This is a genomic window from Methanobrevibacter millerae (genome assembly GCF_001477655.1).
In the GTDB taxonomy this organism is placed as follows: domain Archaea; phylum Methanobacteriota; class Methanobacteria; order Methanobacteriales; family Methanobacteriaceae; genus Methanocatella; species Methanocatella millerae_A.
In genome coordinates this window covers 1,801,519-1,821,381 of the sequence record NZ_CP011266.1, presented here as the reverse complement: position 1 = coordinate 1,821,381, position 19,863 = coordinate 1,801,519, and the positions used below count along the sequence as shown (strand labels likewise).

17 protein-coding genes and 1 pseudogene are annotated in these 19,863 nt (G+C 32.5%); 10 read left to right on the top strand and 8 right to left on the bottom strand.

What is annotated here, in order from left to right; all coding sequences use genetic code 11:
* Positions 1–11: 11 nt before the first annotated feature.
* The 3 genes from SM9_RS07895 to SM9_RS07885 form a co-directional block, all read right to left on the bottom strand.
* Complete coding sequence (locus SM9_RS07895) at positions 12–422, bottom strand: response regulator (RefSeq protein ID WP_058739625.1); 411 nt, start codon at positions 420–422, stop codon at positions 12–14.
* 61 nt (positions 423–483) lie between these two features.
* On the bottom strand, positions 484–2,358 hold the full coding sequence (locus tag SM9_RS07890) for a histidine kinase dimerization/phosphoacceptor domain -containing protein (protein WP_058739624.1): 1,875 nt from the start codon (positions 2,356–2,358) through the stop codon (positions 484–486).
* Positions 2,359–4,245: a histidine kinase dimerization/phosphoacceptor domain -containing protein gene (locus SM9_RS07885; protein ID WP_058739623.1), complete on the bottom strand. Its 1,887-nt coding sequence runs from the start codon at positions 4,243–4,245 to the stop codon at positions 2,359–2,361. It abuts the gene before it with no gap.
* A 151-nt stretch (positions 4,246–4,396) separates the two neighbouring features.
* Between SM9_RS07885 and SM9_RS07880 the strand changes: the two genes are divergently transcribed.
* From SM9_RS07880 to SM9_RS07865, 4 genes and pseudogenes are all read left to right on the top strand, one after another.
* A complete protein-coding gene (locus tag SM9_RS07880; RefSeq protein ID WP_058739622.1) occupies positions 4,397–5,419 on the top strand; it encodes an adenylosuccinate synthetase in 1,023 nt (340 codons plus the stop codon).
* Positions 5,420–5,457: 38 nt separating this feature from the next.
* Positions 5,458–7,905 (top strand): annotated as a pseudogene (locus tag SM9_RS07875) (excinuclease ABC subunit UvrA); the annotation flags it as partial.
* Positions 7,906–8,013: 108 nt separating this feature from the next.
* Positions 8,014–8,814 (top strand): acetolactate decarboxylase, encoded by an 801-nt coding sequence (gene budA / locus SM9_RS07870; protein WP_058739620.1) that lies wholly within the window; start codon positions 8,014–8,016, stop codon positions 8,812–8,814.
* An 80-nt stretch (positions 8,815–8,894) separates the two neighbouring features.
* Complete coding sequence (locus SM9_RS07865; protein WP_058739619.1) at positions 8,895–9,884, top strand: oxidoreductase; 990 nt, start codon at positions 8,895–8,897, stop codon at positions 9,882–9,884.
* A gap of 18 nt (positions 9,885–9,902) precedes the next feature.
* Here SM9_RS07865 and SM9_RS07860 read toward each other — a convergent pair whose 3' ends face one another.
* Genes SM9_RS07860 through SM9_RS07850 form a run of 3 tightly spaced genes read right to left on the bottom strand, consistent with a single transcriptional unit; the run spans position 9,903 to position 12,112 of the window.
* Positions 9,903–10,517: a class I SAM-dependent methyltransferase gene (locus SM9_RS07860; protein WP_058739618.1), complete on the bottom strand. Its 615-nt coding sequence runs from the start codon at positions 10,515–10,517 to the stop codon at positions 9,903–9,905.
* A gap of 1 nt (position 10,518) precedes the next feature.
* Complete coding sequence (locus tag SM9_RS07855) at positions 10,519–10,959, bottom strand: MarR family winged helix-turn-helix transcriptional regulator (RefSeq protein ID WP_058739617.1); 441 nt, start codon at positions 10,957–10,959, stop codon at positions 10,519–10,521.
* A gap of 1 nt (position 10,960) precedes the next feature.
* Positions 10,961–12,112 carry an MFS transporter gene (locus SM9_RS07850; RefSeq protein WP_058739616.1) on the bottom strand — a complete coding sequence of 384 codons (1,152 nt, stop codon included), beginning with the start codon at positions 12,110–12,112 and terminating at the stop codon, positions 10,961–10,963.
* 348 nt (positions 12,113–12,460) lie between these two features.
* Between SM9_RS07850 and SM9_RS07845 the strand changes: the two genes are divergently transcribed.
* From SM9_RS07845 to fdhD, 3 genes are all read left to right on the top strand, one after another.
* Positions 12,461–13,297: an aldo/keto reductase gene (locus tag SM9_RS07845; RefSeq protein WP_058739615.1), complete on the top strand. Its 837-nt coding sequence runs from the start codon at positions 12,461–12,463 to the stop codon at positions 13,295–13,297.
* A gap of 70 nt (positions 13,298–13,367) precedes the next feature.
* A complete protein-coding gene (locus SM9_RS07840; RefSeq protein ID WP_058739614.1) occupies positions 13,368–14,363 on the top strand; it encodes an oxidoreductase in 996 nt (331 codons plus the stop codon).
* A gap of 60 nt (positions 14,364–14,423) precedes the next feature.
* Positions 14,424–15,254, top strand: a complete 831-nt coding sequence (gene fdhD / locus SM9_RS07835) for a formate dehydrogenase accessory sulfurtransferase FdhD (protein ID WP_058739613.1) — start codon at positions 14,424–14,426, stop codon at positions 15,252–15,254.
* 5 nt (positions 15,255–15,259) lie between these two features.
* On the opposite strand, the gene SM9_RS07830 is transcribed toward fdhD, so the two are convergent.
* A complete protein-coding gene (locus SM9_RS07830) occupies positions 15,260–16,012 on the bottom strand; it encodes a HesA/MoeB/ThiF family protein (protein ID WP_058739612.1) in 753 nt (250 codons plus the stop codon).
* A gap of 9 nt (positions 16,013–16,021) precedes the next feature.
* Positions 16,022–17,032: an ATP-dependent sacrificial sulfur transferase LarE gene (gene larE, locus SM9_RS07825; protein ID WP_058739611.1), complete on the bottom strand. Its 1,011-nt coding sequence runs from the start codon at positions 17,030–17,032 to the stop codon at positions 16,022–16,024.
* A 371-nt stretch (positions 17,033–17,403) separates the two neighbouring features.
* On the opposite strand from larE, the gene SM9_RS07820 reads away from it, so the two are divergent.
* The 3 genes from SM9_RS07820 to SM9_RS07810 all read left to right on the top strand — a co-directional run bounded on the left by SM9_RS07820 (position 17,404) and on the right by SM9_RS07810 (position 19,859).
* On the top strand, positions 17,404–17,607 hold the full coding sequence (locus SM9_RS07820) for a MoaD/ThiS family protein (protein WP_058739610.1): 204 nt from the start codon (positions 17,404–17,406) through the stop codon (positions 17,605–17,607).
* 76 nt (positions 17,608–17,683) lie between these two features.
* Entirely contained in the window at positions 17,684–18,472 is a 789-nt protein-coding gene (locus SM9_RS07815; RefSeq protein WP_058739609.1) for a class II glutamine amidotransferase, read from the top strand.
* A complete protein-coding gene (locus SM9_RS07810) occupies positions 18,462–19,859 on the top strand; it encodes a hypothetical protein (RefSeq protein ID WP_058739608.1) in 1,398 nt (465 codons plus the stop codon). The genes SM9_RS07815 and SM9_RS07810 overlap by 11 nt, the downstream gene beginning before the upstream one ends.
* Positions 19,860–19,863: the final 4 nt, after the last annotated feature.

Here is a 19,863-nt window from a genome sequence, read left to right as displayed (position 1 = left end):
TTTATCAGTTACTATTCATTAAACCCTTGTGCATCGTTTATTTTTTTTGCTTCCATTTGTGACCTTTTGATTGTTATTTTCAATGTTTTATCTAATTTGGTAATGTCATATGGCTTTGAAATAAATCCGTATGATCCTTTCACATTAGATTTTTCAAAAGTGTCAATATCTGTGTTCGCGGTTAAATAAACAATAGGTATTCTTAGTTCAGAAATTACTTCTTCTGCTTCTATTCCTTCCATATCTCCTTTTAATTTTATATCCATTAATACAACATCAGGAATGGTTTCTGCAGCAGTATCAATTGCATCTTGACCTGTATCTACTGTATCTATAACTTCATATCCAAGTTCTTCCAAACTATACTTCAAGTCAAGTGCAGTGATTGCTTCATCTTCAACAATTAATATGCGTTCATTCATTTTATCCCTTTCCTATCATATATTATTTTTATCTTTTATTAATTATATATTACTATGTTTATTATTGTGAAATTGTATGTTCCATTGTCAACGGGAATAGTAATCTATATGCAGTTCCTTTTTCAACATCAATATTTTTAATATCTCCATCCAATTGCTTTGTCAGATTTTTAATAATCTCGCATCCAAGACTGTGCTTCATATCTTTTTTGGTTTTATCAATACCCACACCATTATCCTTAATAATCAATTCTCCTGTATTGTCATCAATTTTTCTGAATTCTTTGCTTATTGTTTTATTTGGCCAATCTGTAGGGAATGCATGTTTGATTGCATTCATGGTCAATTCGTCAACAACCAAAAGCAATGGTGTAATGATTTCAATTGAAAGATTAATGTCGTCCTGGACAGTTGATTTAAATTCAATACCATCTCTTAAGCCTATTAAACTTTTAAGTTTATTATCCTGATCAATGATATAATCTTTTAAGTTAATATTTTTAAAATCGGTGGTATTGTATGTTTTTTCATGCAGCAGTGCCAGTGAAGATAATCTTGATTGCATATGGTCAATAATTATATTGGGCTGATTTTTATATGCTCTTTTTTCCAAGTTCAGGAAACTGTTTAAAATCTGGAGATTGTTTTTAACTCTGTGGTGAACCTCTTTTATCAATACGGTTTGATGCTCATTTGCCTCTTGAAGAGCAATCTGTTTACTTCTTTCTTCAGTAATGTCTGTTAAAAATCCAATACTGTGTTCCTCTTGTCCAAATTCAAAGACTTCAATGTAAATTTCACATATCTTCTGATTTTCTGGATTTCCTTTAACATTATATGTAAATGTTTCTTCAAGTTCTGAGATTTCTCTATTGAATAGTCTTCTGAAATTTTCTACAGTTTCCTGTTCAACGATATTTTCTATGATTACTTTTCTGTTTGAATAAGTCTCTTTATCTTCTTCCACTATATCATAAAAGCCTTCGCTGTATTCGTATTGTTTCTGATTTAACGGCTCGACTAACAAAGCCTGTTTTTTGGACTTTTTAAATCCATTCAGCAAAAAGTCAACGGGTCTTGTAATTTGCTTGTTTGAATTTTTGGTAATGTCTTTAATTAAAGTATAACGGCTTATCAATTCATCATTTTCATCAAATTTTGAATAGAAATTCAAATCCAGATACTTTAAAATACCGTCATGAGTCTTAATTCGTATGACTGATTCATAAGCAGCGACCCCGCTATCCAATTTCTTCTGAATTTTATCTATTAAAGGTCTGTCTTCAGGTATTGCCAAATCAAATATAATATTGTAATATTCATCATTTTCTTCTCTTGAACGATTAATAATGTTATAGACACCTTGGGTCCATGAATATTTATCGTTGATTTTATAATAACTTCCTGTTTGTGAGAAGTATTCAATCAGATTCGCTTTGTTTTCATCATAATTTTTAAAGTTTTCTTCTAAAAATTTGGTTTCGTTGGTGTATTTCAGCTCTGATATTAGAATGATTTTTCCCATATCGTATAATATTTTCACATTAGATAGTCTTGCCAGTTTATCGTTTTCATAATAGTTGACACGGAATTTTTTAGGTTTTTCTGTTTTGTAAACTTCATAAAATGCTTTATGGAAAATGCTATGGAATCCCGGTGAGCATTCGCTTAATAATCTTCCCTCAACATCTTTTAATCTTATGTTTCCTCTTTCCAGTGCAGTCAATCCCAGCATGTGTATTATAAAATCTTCACCGTCATTGTATGGTATGAAAACATCCATATCGCATGGAAGGCTTCTTAATGTATTTTTGAATGGGATGGGAGGTACTTCGGTTACTGGATCCACATATTTGAATAATTCTCTTTCTGAAATGTCATAGATGCTTATTTCTTCAAGGTCTTCCAGTTTCCAATATTCTCTTTGTATTTTCATTTAGTTTCCTCCTTTTTCATCTAGTGAATAATCAAAACTTGTTGGGAATGTTAGTTTAAATGCTGTTCCAACTTCAGTATTCATTATTTCAATTTTTCCGTTTAATTGTTTTGTAAGGCTTTTTACTATTTCCCAACCTAAATTGTGGTTTATAAGTTGTTCGGGACTTTCAAGACCTACTCCATTGTCTTCTAGGATAAATTCACAAATATTTTCATCAATATAATCAATTCTTTTTGTAATAGTCTTATTTTCCATATTTTCATCAGGAAATGCATGTTTAATAGCATTCATTGTAAGTTCATCTACTATTAATAGTAATGGGGTAATTATCTGAATGGATAAATGAATGTTTTCATCAATTTCTGATTTGAAGTTGATGTGCTTTGCGCTGAATAAACCTTGAAGAGTTTCATCCTGGTCTTCAATATATTCTTTCAAGTTGATATTTAAGAAATCTGTTGTATTGTATGTTTTTTCATGCAGCAGTGCAAGTGATGATAAGCGTGCCTGCATATTGTCCAAAATTCTATTCGGATTATTTCCATAAGCACGTCTTTCAAGGTTTAAGAAACTGTTCAATACCTGTAAGTTGTTTTTAACTCTATGGTGCACCTCTTTTATTAGGATGTTTTTGTTGGCATTGGATTCTATCAGTTCCTTCTGTTTTTTCTTCATGTCTGTAATGTCGGTTAAAAATCCGATGCTGTGCTTGTTGTTTCCATAACTGAACACTTCAATAAACAATTCACATATCTTCAAGTTTTCAGGATTGCCGTTGACCTTGTATGTAAGAATTGTATTTACTTCTTCAATTTCGCCGTTGATTAACTGTTTAATGTTTTCTTTGACATCCTCTTCCACAATATTTTTGAGTATTTCCTGACTGTGGATATATTTCTCATGAGGTACTTCGACAATGTCATAAAATCCTTCACTGAATTCATATCTTTTGCTTAACGGTTCAACAAGTAGTGATAATCTGGAATTATGATTGAATCCATTCAGCATAAAGTCAACAGGACGTGTCATGTGTTTATGTGAATCAAGACTCACGTCCTTAAACAGACCGTAATGGCTGATTTCATTTCTATTTTCATCAAATTTGGAGTATAGGTATGTATCCAAATATTTGATATGTCCATCGCGTGTTTTGATTCTGATGATGTTTTCATAGGAATCTGTTTCTGGACTCATTGTGTCAAGCAATTCTTTAACCAATGGCTTGTCTTCTGGAATTACTAAATCAAAGATAATATTGTAATATGCATCGTTGGATTCCGGTGACCTGTTGATGATGTTATAAATTCCTTGGGTCCATGTATATTCATTTCTTATTTTATAGTAGCTTCCTGTCTGAGAGAAGTATTCGATTAAATTGGATTTGTTTGCATCATCTTCAATTTTTTTCTCTTCTAAGCTTTTTTCATCATGCAGACCATCAACATAATCTGAAATAACAAAGATATTCCCCTCATCACAGAGTATCTGGACATTGGTTAATGTCTGAATTTTATCGCTCACATAATAAAAAATTCGCATTGCTTTTGGTTCTTTTGTCTTTAGGATTTCTTTAAATGGCTCATTAAATATTTTATAGAAAAACGGTGAGCATTCACTTAGTTTACGACCTTCAACATCCTCCAATTTAATATTTCCTCTTTGAAGAATATTCCAACCTAATCTATTGACAATATAGTCTTCTTCACCTTCTATCGGTATAAACATATTAACGTCAGATTGTACATAACTGATTATGTTGGACAGAGGAATCTTTTCTGGCTTTTTGAATTGCGGTGCATGTTCAAATAAATCAATTTTATTTATATTATATGCACTGATTTCCTCAATTTTTTCCAGTTCTCTAAATTGTCTTTCAATATGCATATTATTTACCCTTGATTTTGTTTAATTTATATTATATTTATATTTCATGTTATATTTAATGATGTTGGAAAAGTTTTTTAAGCATTAATGATATAATATTATTGTTATGAAAATTTTTATTTTCACATGATAATTTTTTAGGAGTTATTAGATGACTTGTAGTATTTTAGTAGGTGGAGCATGGGGTGATGAAGGTAAAGGAAAATGTATTACTTACCTTTGCAGTAATGACAAACCATCCATTATTGCTCGTGCAGGTGTAGGTCCGAATGCAGGACATTCTGTCGAGTTTAACGGTGAAAAATATGGTTTAAGATTAACCCCATCAGGATTTGTACACACTGATGCTAAACTCATGATTGGGGCTGGAGTTTTAGTGAATCCGGATGTACTTTATAAAGAATTTGATGATTTAGCAAAATATAATGTAAAGGAAAGAATGTCAATTGACTCACGATGTGCAATTATTACTGAAGACCATATGGATAGAGATAAATCTTCAGAGCATTTGGCTAAAAAAATAGGAAGTACGGGTTCCGGATGCGGACCAGCAAACTCGGATAGAGTTATGAGAACTATAAATCTTGCTCGTGATTATCCTGAACTTGAAGAATATATAACTGATGTTTCCTTAGAAGTAAATGAAGCCATTAATGATGGTGAAGAAGTATTCATTGAAGGATCCCAAGGTTTTGCTTTATCACTTTACTATGGAACCTATCCTTTTGTAACCAGTAAGGATACTACAGCATCCACATTTGCTGCTGATGTTGGTGTAGGTCCAACCAAAGTCGATGAGGTCATTGATGTATTTAAAGCTTATATTTCACGTGTTGGAGAAGGACCATTCCCAACAGAAATGACTCAGGAAGAAGCTGAAAGCAGAGGATTAGAAGAATACGGTGTTGTAACCGGACGTCGTAGAAGAATCGGTTACTTTGATATGGAACTTGCGAAAGAATCATGCAGAATCAATGGTGCAACTCAAATTGCATTAACCTGTGTTGACAGATTATATCCGGATTGTGCAAGAACACAGGATTACAATGATTTGTCTGCTGAAACAAAAGCATTCATTAATGATATTGAATCAGAAACAAATGTTCCAGTAACTATCATTTCAACTGGGCCTGATTTAAAAGATACTATTGACTTAAGAAAAGAATTATTATAATTCTTTTAACTCTTTTTTTAATTATGTATAAAGATTTGATAATAATAAGGGGAGCTAAAGTTCACAATTTAAAAAATATTGATGTGGATATTCCTCTTGGAAAAATTGTTGCTATTTCTGGTGTTTCCGGAAGCGGAAAATCATCTCTTGCTTTGGGAGTATTATACTCTGAAGGGTCACGAAGATATTTGGATGCCCTTTCAACTTACACAAGACGCAGGATTTCACAAACTCAAAAAGCTCAGGTTGACTTAATCCAGTATGTCCCGGCAGCTTTAGCACTTCATCAGCGCCCTAATGTTCCGAATATCAGATCAACTTTTGGAACATCCACAGAACTTTTAAACTCTTTGAGATTATTATATTCTAGGTGCGGTAACTATTTTTGTCCAAATGGACATATGCAAGAGCCAACACTTAATGTAGCTCGTGAAATCCCAATAAAATGTTCTGAATGTGGTGAAGAATTCTATGGATTAGGTGCTGAAGAGTATGCATTTAACTCTGATGGTGCATGTCCGACATGTGAGGGAACCGGTTATATTAGGGGCATTGACGATTCGAAATTAGTTGGCGATGAGACAAAAACTCTCGAAGATGGTGCTGTCGAATCATGGAACATGTTTGGAATTTCATGGATGTATCATGTTGCAGGAGAACTGGGAGTAAGGGTAGATGTTCCATTTAAGGACTTGACTGAAAAAGAAAAGGACATTGTCTATAACGGACCATCAGTTAAAAGATATATAAACATTCCTTCCAAAAACGGCAAACTGTTTGAATTGAATGCAGAGTATAGGAATGCTCATAAAGCAGTTGAAGAAGCTCTTAAAAAAGCAAAGACAGAAAAAGGACTTCAAAGAATAAATAAATATTTGACTACGCAGGTTTGTCCCGATTGTGGTGGAACAAGACTTAATTCCAAGGCAAGACAAACTCTTCTGGGTGGAATTAGTCTTGATGAAGCATGTCGGATGAATCTAAAAGATCTTGTTGTTTGGATTCAGAAGGTTGTAAGCGAGCTTCCGGAGAATGTTGGCAAAATGGCAGAAAATATTCTGGAGGAATTCTTGGATAATGCTAATATTTTACTTGATTTGGGATTAAGTTATATTTCTCTTGACAGGCCTGCAAATACATTGTCTACTGGGGAACTGCAAAGGGTGCAGCTTGCAAAAACTTTAAGAAATCATACTACTGGTGTATTGTATGTTTTGGACGAACCGTCTATTGGTCTTCATCCTGATAATGTAAATGGCCTAATTAGTGTGATAAGGCGCTTGGTAGATGATGGAAATTCAATAATTCTAGTTGATCATGATACAAAAATATTGGGCATTGCAGATTATATGGTGGAATTAGGTCCAACTGCAGGTGCTGATGGCGGAAATATAATAGCTCAGGGTTCACTTGATGAAATTAAAGCCAATGAATCTTCACAAATTGCACCTTTTTTAACAAATTCTGAAAAGATTATTATTAGAAACAAATCTCGGGACATGTTTGGAAATGGTTCTATTGATATAAAAACTTCAAAAATTCACAATGTAAAATCATTGAATGTTCAGTTTCCAAAAGGTAAATTTACTGCTGTAACTGGAGTTTCTGGAAGTGGAAAAACAACGCTGCTTTTAGAATCACTTTATCCTGCAGTCCAATCATATATTGGCAATGAAGAGTTGCCAGAAAATGTTTATGATATTTCATGCGAGGATATCAAAAAAATTGATTTGATTGACAGTGTTCCTATTGGAAAGAATGTAAGAAGTACTGTTGCAACATACTCAAAAGTTTTAGATGATTTAAGGCGTGAATTTGCAAAGTTGTCTGATGAGTATAAGACTGCTGATTTTTCATATAATACTGGAAAATTGAGATGTGAAACATGTAATGGGACTGGAAGCGTTTCAATGGATGTGCAGTTTCTGCCTGATGTAGAGATGACTTGTCCTGATTGTGATGGTACAAGATACAATAAAGATATAGAAAAAACAACTTATAACGGTTTGTCTCTTGCAGATATCATGACTTTAACTGTTGATGAAGCATTGGAAGAGTTGTTTGGTCTTAAAAAAGTGACATCTAAGCTACAAAAACTCTCTGATTTGGGATTGGGTTACTTGACATTGGGTGAAGCTACTCCAAGCCTGTCTGGTGGTGAAGCTCAAAGACTGAAATTGGCATCTGAAATTGGAAAATCTCAAAAGAATTCTATTTTCATCTTTGATGAGCCGACAATTGGTCTTCATCCGTTAGATGTAAAAGTTTTAATTGATGTATTTGATAATCTGATTGACAGGGGAGCTACAGTTATTGTAATTGAACATGATCTGGACTTGATAGCCAATGCGGATTACATAATTGATATTGGAATCGATGAGGATAATAATGGTGGAGAAATTCTAGCCACAGGTGGTCTGGAAGATATCATTAATACTCCTGAAAGTCTAACGGGAAAATACTTGGCTGAAAAAAACTTATCATAAATGAAACAATGTATATGATTTTATCGAATCAGTTGCATTTAGTAAATTAAATGTCTTTTCATAAGTTATATAATTCATGTAAATTAAATAGTTAATTAGGTGAAAAGTTTGTTAAATAAAAAAATAATTTTACTAACACTTATCATTTTAACATTATTTTCCATTTCTGTAGTTTCTGCAGACAATGTGATGGTAATGAAGGATGATAGCATTCATCAGGTTTCTATAATGCAGGCATTTATGCATGGGGAATATGAGGGTGTTATTTCTGTCGGTGATTTGAAATTGAATGGTGATACCGGTCTTGGAACCTTTGAGGGCGTCGATGGAGAAATGATTGTTTTGGATGGTGTTGTCTACAAGGCAAAAGCTGACGGCAGTATTCAAGTTATGCCAAATAATGAAAGAGTACCTTTTGCGGTTGTAACAAATTTTGATGAAGATGCATCAATACCTAAAATATCAGCCAATAACTTTTCCGATTTAACTTCTCAATTGGATAAAGAGTTGGATAAGTTGGGAAAAAATAATATGTATGTAGTCAAAATCAAAGGGGATTTTTCAAACATTACTGTTAGAAGCATAGAAAAACAGGATAAGCCATATAAGGAATTTAATGAAGTTGCAAAAACAGACCAAAAGGTTTTTAACTATACAAATCAATCAGGAACAATTGTCGCAGTCCATTTCCCTAATTATATGGGTGATGTAAATATGGCAGGATGGCATATGCATTTCTTGTCTGATGATAAAACAAAAGGAGGTCATGTTTTAGAGTTCAACAAGACTAATGCCTCTGTAGGCATAGATATTATCAGTGAATTTAACATGCTTCTATCCTCATCGGAATCATTTACTAAAATGGATCTCTCTGAAGACATGACGAATAAAATTTCTCAAGTTGAATAATCCTATTCAACTATCTTTTTTTTAAAGTAAGTTTAAAATTACTTATTTCTTTTTATATTATTTTTAACAATATTATTTTTATGAAAAGTATATTTGATAAATGTAAATTTGGAGATTTTAAACTTAACAGTCGTATCATTAGAACAGGACTCTGGGAATCTCAGCAAAAAGATTTGAATGCCATTTATGATAGGTATGATAAAATCGCTTCAAGTGGTGTTGGATTGATAACTTCTGAACTGTTTTCAATATATCCAAAAGATAAATTCGTAGAGCACTCACATAGGATGGACAGCACAAATTTCATGGTCATGGCTAGTAAAATGGCTGAAATCACTCACAGTTATGATGTTCCGATATTGGGTCAGGTAGAATTCATTAAATACAATCGTGGCATTGATTTGGATATTTCTGTAAATGATTTAGTGATGGAAGATATTCGAAAAATTCAGTCAGATATTATTGCAGCTGCTAAAAAACTAGAATTTGCTGGTTTTGATGGAATTCAGCTATCTATAGGCAATAATTTTTTCTTATCCAAATTCATCAATCCTTATTATAATCAAAGAACTGATGATTATGGTGGAAGCGTATTCAACAGGATGCGTCTTGTATTGGAATTGATTAAGGTAATGAAAGATAATCTTAATTTACATATCAGCTGTAAAGTAAACAGTTTTGATGAAAGAAAGGATGGTTTTAATTCTGCTGAAAGTATTGAAGCATGTAAATTACTTGAAAAGGTTGGTGTTGACAGCATTCAAGTAACAAGGCCTCTTTCACCTTTGTATTTTACTAAAAAATTATCTGGGGAAGATGATTTGTTGGATTATTCTAAAAAATTAATAGATTCTGTAAATGTTCCGGTAATTTTAGGCGGAGGATTTAATGATATGGGACATATAAATAATATATTGAATTCGACTGATATTGAATTTCTTTCAATGTATAGGCCATTTGTGGCTGAAAATGATTTCCTTGCCAAATGGGAATCTGGTGAGTGCACTAAATCCAGATGTTTGATGTGCAATAACTGTTATAGAACTAAAAAAAGTGTTTGTTATCATTAAAAAAATATTTGGTGGTAATTATTTTTGTGCAATTACCACTAAAATATAGTCATTTTCTTTTTTAAAGCTTTTAACACTTGAAAAACCTGCATTCAATAAGTATTTTTTCAACATGTCCGCTGTATATACATTCATTCCCTCTACGGTGCTTAGCCATTTTTCATCATCAGGATGATTTCCGTCTGTTCCTTGTGCAATCATGAATCTTCCTTCGGGTGTGATGATTCTTGATACTTCCTTGAATGTGTTTTCTATATCTGGCCAAAAATATATAGTTTCAAATGCAGATACCAAATCGTATGTTTCATCATCAATAGGCATTCTGCTCACATCGGCCTGCATTACTTTACACTTTCCTTTATCAACAGCTTTCTGATTTCTTTTGATTGACTCTCCCACAGATATTTCTGAATAGTCAAGACCATCAACATTATTTTCTGTTAATTTGAGGAATTTTTCAATGTTAATTCCTCCACCACAGCCTATATCGAGGATTTTATCGTTTTTTCCAACATCAATGCATTTGAATGCAAAATTGGATATGTCCTTATGGTTTTCATTCATGTTTTTTATTGTCTGAATTCCTTCCTTTCCATGAGGTTTCCTGCATTGTGTAATTTTTTTGGCAACCATCTTACTCAACTACCTTAAATAATAGCTTTTTTAATAATTTCACTTCTTCTTGTGTCATGTCTGTAGTTACTTTTGTTTCCCATTGTTCAATTATCTTTGCCAGTCTGTCTGTTTTTTCAATGCCTTTTTTTGTCAACTCTACAATTTTAATTCTTCTGTTGTCAGGGTCTTCATGTCTTGTGATATAGCCTTTATCTTCAAATTTCCTTAAAAGCTTTGCAGTATATCCTTCACTAACTTTAAATAACTCAACAAGCTCTTTTTGTGTTGTTTTTTTGCTGTAGCGTATTCTGATTAAAAATGGAAATTCCGCTTTGTTTATGTCCTCTTCATCCAGATTTTTTTTCAGGTGGCTGCTAAAGCTGGCAATTATCTCTTCAACATAGTGGTAAATGAAAATGTTTTCTGAATTCTCTTTGTAAAACTGTTCTGGAAGATTCATTTTATGCCTCAGTAGTATATCTATTAGTTCTTATAAATAATAGTATTAGGTCAAGAATAAGGACGGCTATTGCCGCAAGCATTACATATTGAACTCCCATGCTCAATACAACTGCTCCAGCTATTGTTGTTCCAATAGTTACGCCCACATTACCCATACTCAAAAATATTCCATTTGCAAACTCAGGTGCCTGTGGTGCTGCAGATACCATCCAATATTGGGCTATATCATTACCTATTCCGGCCAATAATCCCCACAATGCCATTAATATTATTGTTGGTATTTTCATTGATCCGAATGTGAATACGCCCAAAAGCAATATTGAAAATATTATTGGAAATGACAGAACTGTCTTATTGGTGTTTGAGTTGAGCAGTTTTGCTCCAATCCAGTTTCCTGCAATTGATGCAATTCCATAGATAAAAAGCACTATGCTCAATTCGCTTCCGAATATGTTTGTTATTGCATTTAGAAACTCTGAAATATATGAATATGATGTATACATTCCTGCATTTAGGAATATGACCCCTAATGTGGATATGATAAAAATTCCCGTTTTTGCAACTGATACTTGGCCTCCATAGGATTGCTCTTTTCCAGGCAGGCTTGGGAAAAATATTATTGTTGCTATCAATGCTATAAGTGTCACGATACTGAACCACATCATTGCATATTGGTAGCCGAAGTTTGTCGCAACGAATGTTGTGATAGGAACTCCTACAATCATTCCTGCAGATACTCCCATAATTACCTTACTTACAGCATCCTGTGCCTTTTCGGGCTCTACAATTTCCGCGGCTACTGTCAGTGCAAGTCCGCAGTAGATTGGGTGAAATATTGCTGGAATTATTCTGCAGATTAAAGCAATATTGAAATCTGTTACGAATGCGCCTATTGTTGAAAATATGGTAAATATTGCAAGAACCAAAATGAAGCTTTTTTTTCTGTCAAATTTTGAAAAGACAAGAGGCATGAATATTCCACATATTGCAATTGTCAATGCAAATAGGCTTACAAATAATCCTGCCTGTGTAATGTTTACATTAAAATACTCGGCTATTTGGGGTAGAATTCCCACTACTCCCATTTCAGTGCTTAATACACCGAAAGTACCTAACATCATGATATAAATTATAATATTTTCATTTTTCATTATTATCACCTAACACTTTACAAAGATAACTATTTCATTAGGAAAGTTTTATATATAATAATTTACTATTTATTATTATAAAAATCTTTCTGTGGATAAAACAATTGAAAAGATTGTATTAATATAATTTAGATTTAAATGAAAATAAAGAGGTTGTTGCATTATTAGGTGCAGGAGATATGGATTTGGCCATTATTAAAAGAATATCTGCAGGTAAAAAAATATTGCTTGCAGACATCAATGGGAAAAAGCTGGATTCATTACTGGAATCGATTTATTAATAGATGGTGGAACAATTGCTACCATTCAAAGCAGACAGATGGTAATTAACATTCAATAGGTGATATGATGGATTATGTAACATTAAGCAACGGTGTAAAAGTGCCTCAATTAGGCTTTGGTGTATTTCAAATACCTCCACAAAATACTAAAAAAGCGGTTGAAGATGCAATTTCTGCAGGATACAGACATTTTGATACTGCACAGGCATATTATAATGAATCTGATGTCGGTCAGGCTATTGCAGACAGTGGAATTCCAAGGGAAGAGTTTTTCATTACCACTAAAATATGGCATTCCCATCACAGCTATGAAGATGCTAAAAAAGCATGTGAGGAATCATTGGAAAAATTGCAGACAGATTACATTGACTTATATTTGATTCATCAAAATATTGGTGATGTGTTTGCTACATGGAGAGCATTTGAAGAACTATATGAAGAAGGAAAAGTTAAAGCTATTGGTGTATCCAATTTCACACCTGCAAGATTTACAAACTTGGCTCTCAATTCCAAAATAACTCCAATGGTCAATCAGATTGAAGTAAATCCATTTTACCAGCAGGACGGTATTGAAGAGTTCTACAAAAAATTTGATACAAAAGTTGAAGCCTGGGGGCCATTGGCTGAAGGCAGGGACAACATATTTAAAAATCCATTGTTGTCCAAAATAGCTGAATATCATGATAAGTCAGTTGCACAGGTAATACTAAGATGGCTAACTCAAAGAGGAATAATAGTATTTCCAAAATCAGTCAAAGTCGAAAGAATGGAAGAAAATTTCAATATTTTTGATTTTGAATTAACTGATGGTGAAATGAAAGAAATCAAATCTTTACAAACCAATGAGCCAATAGCCAATATTGATACTCCGGAATTTGTAGAGATGATTTCTAATTTTAAATAATTATATCTCTATAAGAGTAATTCCTGAATTACTCTTCTCTTTTTATATTATTTTTTATAATACATTATCTATGAAAGACATATTTGATAATCCTAATTTTGGTGAGTTCAATCTCAACAGTCGTATTGTAAGAACAGGTTTGTGGGAGTCCCAAAACGAGTCTCAAAAGAATTTATCTGCGGATATTTTTTTAAGGTATGAAACCTTGGCTAAAAATAACGTCGGATTAATTACTACAGAATTAATCTCATTGTATTCTCACGATAGATTCAGTGATTATTCCCATTCAATCAATTCTCCGTTATTCATTAAGGATTTTAAGGAGGTTACTTCTATTGTCCATCAATTCAATGTTCCTATATTGGCCCAGGTAGGTTTTGTTAACTGTAATGTTAATGGAAAGCAGATGATTGAAGTAAATGACCTTACTATTGAAGATATTAGAAAAATTCAGGCTGATTACTTGGTTGCCGCTAAAAAAGTTGCTTTTGCAGGTTTTGATGGTATTCAATTAAGCATTGGAAATAATTATTATCTTTCAAGAATCATTAATCCTTTTGAAAATCAAAGAACTGATAATTATGGTGGAAATACATATAATCGTGTAAGGATTGCAATTGAAATAATAAAGTTGATTAAGAAGGCTACTGACTTGCATGTTAACTGTAGGGTAAATCTATATCAGGATATGGAAGATTCATTGGAAATATGTAAGATACTTGCTGAGAATGGTGCTGACAGTTTACAGATTACAAAATTCTTATCTCCACAATATTTCAGAAAAGGACAGTCCAATCAAGACATGCTGGTTGAGTTTTGTGATAAAGTTGCTAGTGAAGTCTCAATTCCAGTTATTTTGGGTGGTGGAATGTCAGATATGAATCGTATAAATAACTTAATTAATGATACTTCAATTGATTTTGTATCTATGTACAGGCCATTTATTCGCAATCCTGAATTTTTATCAGATTGGAAGAACAATAAATCCTCTGTATCTGAATGCAGAACATGTAATAATTGTTATTGGAAAAAATCTAGCATCTGCCTTATTAATGATACAAAATAATTTTATTTTTTTTATTAAGTTTTAAATATAACAATTGTTAATATTATTATATGTGATACTATGGAGTTTATAAGAAATTGTAATGTAATTCAATGGATTGGTGGTGAGTGTAAAACAATTGAAGAAAACACTGTAGAAGATGAATATACTTATCTGTTCATCGATTATTTGCCCCCACGAAAGTTTTCAACTTATCCAAAGGATTTGGAGGATTTTGCAATAGGCTACTGTTTAGGTGAGGGCTTGATTAAAGATTATTCTGATATCATGGACATTAAAGTTGATGGAACCAATATTTTGGTAACTACAACACTTAGTCATGACCCTGAAGAAGATTTGGAACAGGAAGGGATTGTACAGGAAAGAAAAGGAAACTGTGAACATGCCTGTGTATGCAGGTTACTTGAATATCAGGGAGTAAATTCGGATAATGCTGGTGGAATAAGATCCGAGTTAAAAAGCATTGATCCTATTGATTCAGATTTAAAAATTAATGCAACACAAATAATAAAGGATATCCAACATTTGACCGATGAGGCAAAAATCTGGCAGGAAACTGCAGGTGTTCATGTTGCACAGTTGAAGTACGGTGATGAAATAATAATCAGAGAGGATGTAAGCCGCCATGTTGCAGTGGATAAGGTAATTGGGGCGGCTTCAAAAGAAAATTATGATTTCTCTAAATGTTACATTTCATATAGTGGAAGAATGCCTGCAGATATGCTGATTAAAGTGATTAGAGTTGGAATTCCAATCATAATATCAAATGCATCACCCGCATCATCCGGTGTGGATGTGGCTGAAGCAGGCAATATAACGATGGTTGGATTTGTTCGAAATAATCGTTTTACTGTATATACTGCACCAGAACGTATTGATTTTAAAAAATAAGAAAATTAAAGTTCATTCAAATAAAATGAACCTAAATCCAATAAATCAAATGTTAAAATTTTTGGTGCTACAGTAACCTTTCCAACTCCGGTTATTATCTTATATGCTTCAAAGGCTTCAAGACAACCTATAATATTTGGAGTAGGTCCTATAACTGGAGGAACTCCTGAAGTAACATTTTTTAAATCGTTCATGACTTCTTCGGTCAAGTCCTTTCCAAGTGATGGGAGATTAAACATTTCTTCATAGCTTTTAGTGTTGGGCAAGAATACTGTAATCTGACCTTGTGTTCCATGTATTGCTCCGTGAATATATGGAATTCCTTTTTCTTTTGCTTTTCTTGATACGATTACTCTAGTCAATACGTTATCCAGAGCATCTATCACAATATCCGAATCTCCAATAACCTTATCGATATTTTCCTGATCCACATGTTCATTGAATGTATCTACATGGACATAAGGGTTTATCAGCCTGACCTTTTGTGATGCAACAGAACTTTTATCAAGACCCAAATCAGGTAGGCTTGCCAGGGTCTGTCTGTTTAAGTTTGATAAATCAAATGCATCTTTATCAACCAAAACAAGATTTCCTATTCCCATTCTTGCAAGCATTTCTATCGTTTCACCGCCTATTCCACCACAGCCGATAACTGTGATTTTAGCGTCTTTAAATCTTTGCTGTTCGCTTCTTGTAACAATACTCATCTGTCTGGATGCAATTTCCCAATATCCATCACCTATATATCTAGTCGGCATTTTTTCACCTTAAACATTTCTCCTAATTTTTTTCAGTAATTCCATAAATGAATCTAATGCATTTTCATAATCTCTGAAATCATATCCCCTTATCAGTCCATTCCTGTTTATATCCATATTTTTTAAGCTGATTTTTTCATGATTTATGTATGTAATTTCATTTTTCAGCTGCTTTTTTGTATTTTCAATATTTATTGTATAAGGCAGCAGGTATGAAAATGAACCTTCATGATAACTGATTTTAATTGTTTCATCATCATCAATCTGCGATAAATTTAGGGCAACTTTTTTAAATCCATGCTTTTTTAATTCATCATTTATATGTTTAAATTTATCCTCTTTCAATATTCCAGATATCTCATCCACTTCAACTATAGCAATATTTTCCAAATCCCTAACTTTTACGATTTCACATTTGGTGTTGGATGAAATGAAATCTTCACAATACCTTATTTTTGAAATCTTTTCTCTTGTAGTGGGTGTACCTGTAGGAATTCTTGTGGCAAGGCATGTTGTAGACCTGTAATATGGAATATTATTTTTATTTAAATATCCATGGATTTCCTTGGAAGTTAATTTGGCTTCGATAAATGGGGTTTTGAATTCATTTTTGTAAGTCACTAGAATTCCCGGCCGATCAATCACCAGATCGCTGATGTTGTTTCCATCGCAGATAAAATCAAATCCTCTTTTTTCAGCTATTCTTTTTATTTGTGAATACATTAATTTTCTGCATTCATAGCATCTGCTGGACGTATTGGAGAGAAAATACTTATTCTCATAAAAATCAATATCTGCAATCTCATGCTTAACGTTAAATGTTTGAGCAATATTTTTTGTATTTTCTACAAATCCTGTAGGCAAAAGATGATTGTTAATTGTTATTGCTAATGTGTCTGCTGCAACTTTTGATGATAAATAAGCAATTAGTGTTGAATCTGCACCGCCTGAAAAGCCAATCGCTACTTTTTTGTCTTTCAATATGCTTTTCACAATATCGATTTTATCTTCCAAATCCATTATATCACATTATTATTTTAATAAGAGCATCAAAAAGATGCTCTTTTACATATTCATAGTTTGGGGAGGGTTAAGGATAATTATTAGTATTCTGTTTTAAGGAAAAAAACTATGAATATGTGTTTAATCAATAAATTAATTTTTAGAGGTTATAAATCAATTTATCGACAATTAATTATTTGTGAGATATGGAAAAAAATAGAATCCCTTCAACTATTAACTATATAACAATAGTTATTTTTTCCATAAATAAAGTAAGTCATTTCATCTATATATAATTTGTCATGTTTTTCATAACTTTTAAACAGTAATATTTAAAACTGATGAAAATAATATAACAATTGTTAACTATAATTTTGTGATGTGAAAATATGGAGTTTACATTGAAATTTAAAGAAATAAATGAAAAACGAGAGTTGAAAAGTAATAATTATTCAATTAAAAATCTATTGAATGATTTAGAGTTATCTTCACAAACTATTGTGGCAAAACAAAATGGTGAACTGTCCATAGAAGATAATATAATTAGAGAGGGCGATGAAATCCAATTGCTTCAGATTATCTATGGCGGTTAATCTGAAAATATTTATATACTATAAAATATATAACAATTGTTATTAAGATATAATTATTGAACGATAGGAGGATAATATGTGCGAAATTTTTTGTTTTAATTCAGATAAACCAAAGCAGGTTAATCAGTGCCTTGAATGTTTTTACAATCACTCAGATGAGCATCCGCATGGTTGGGGATTAGCTAATATGCAGTCTGGTGAATTCAATATTAACAAGGAGCCGGTAAAGGCATCATGCAGCGAAAACTTAAAGAATATATTGTCCAATCCGGTTGTTGGAAAAAATATTTTTGCCCATATCAGATTGGCTACTGTTGGTGAAATCATATCTCCAAACTGCCATCCATTCATTGAGGCAGATGATAATAACAGATCATGGATGCTGATACATAACGGAACAATTTTTGATTATCCTCTCCTCGACAAGTATAAGGATAAAGAAAAAGGAAGTACAGATTCCGAAAGAATTCTATTATATATAGTAGATAGAATCAATGAATTTGAACATAATAAAAAATCCATTTCAACAATTAAGGAACGATTTAACTTATTAACAGAAATCGTCGCAGATTTATCCAGAAACAATAAACTCAATTTAATGATATATGATGGGGATTTAACTTACATTCATTCCAACATGAAAGATTCTCTGTATTATTTAAAAAATGATGAAGGTTTTCTTATAGCTTCAACACCACTTGGGGATGATGAAAACTGGAAACCCGTTGAATTAAATAAGCTATTCGGTTTAATTGATGGCATTATAATATTTGAAAGTGAAGACCATGGAAATGAGTTTGTACTTACAGATGAACATATAAAATTTTTTGAAGATAAATTTGCGGATGAAAATCATGAAAACTGAAGATTTGGTTAAATATAAATTGTATAATGAGTTTATAAAGCCAACAACCCAAAAGAAGAATTATATTGGTGTGGAAATTGAAATTCCCATTATCAATCTTGATAAAAAGGCAGTAAACTTTGATGTTGTTCATAAGGTAACCGACAAATTTCAAAATGAGTATCCTGATTTTAAAACTGACGGGATAGATTTTGACGGCAACGTATTTTCCCTGAAAAATTCCAAAACTGATGATATATTATGCTATGACTGTTCATACAATAACATTGAATTTGCAATGGGTAAAGAAAAGGATCTGTTTTCCATAAATGAGCGTTTCAGTGAGTTTTATAATTTTGTAAAGAAATCCTTTCAGGAGTATAACCATACCCTGACCGGAATGGGAATCAATCCGTATAGGAAATATAATCTAAATCAGCCAATTCCCTCTGAGAGATATTTGATGCTTTATCATCATTTGAAATCCTATAAGAATTATAAGAATATCCGCATGCAGTTTCATGAATATCCTGAATATGGTATGTTTTCATCAGCTTCACAGGTACAGCTGGATGTTCACAAGGACAATCTGGTCAAAACAATCAATGTTTTTTCAAAAATCGAGCCAATCAAGGCACTGTTGTTTTCAAATTCAGTACTTTTTGGGGAAGACAATACCTTGACATGCTTCAGGGATATCCTATGGGAATATTCAACGCACGGAGTAAATCCACATAATATCGGGGGGTATGATGTTGATTTTAAGGACCTTGATGATTTGCAGGCATATCTCGAGTCTTTAAACATCTATTGTGTAATGCGTGACGGTGCCTATATCAATTTCCCATCAATAAATTTGCTTGACTACTATTCCAGGGAGTTTGTAAGCGGGGAAATTTACTGCAAAGGAAAATATCGCAAAATTGATATCAGACCATGCCTTGAGGACATAAACTATTTGCGACCATTCAAGTTTATTAATTTAACATTCAGAGGAACGATTGAGTTTAGAAGCATTTGCACTCAGCCGATTCGTGATTCCATGTGTGTTGCGGCATTTCATCTGGGTCTTAAGGATAAATTGGATGAAATGGATGAAATAATAAAAAATGATGATGTGATTTATCATAAGGGATACACTGCAAGTGAACTTAGAAAGCTATTCATACAAAGAGACATTCCCTCATTCATTGATAAAAATGATTTATGCAGGTTAACAAGAGAGATTGTTGATTTGGCAAGTGACGGATTAAAAGAAAGGGGAATCGGTGAAGAAATCTTTTTAAAAACATTATATGGACGTATTAAAAATCACACGAATCCGGGAAAATCATTTATTAATTCTATTAATAATGGTGTAAGATTAGAAAAGATAATTGAAGATTATGGAAAGTTAGAAGCATTATAATTTC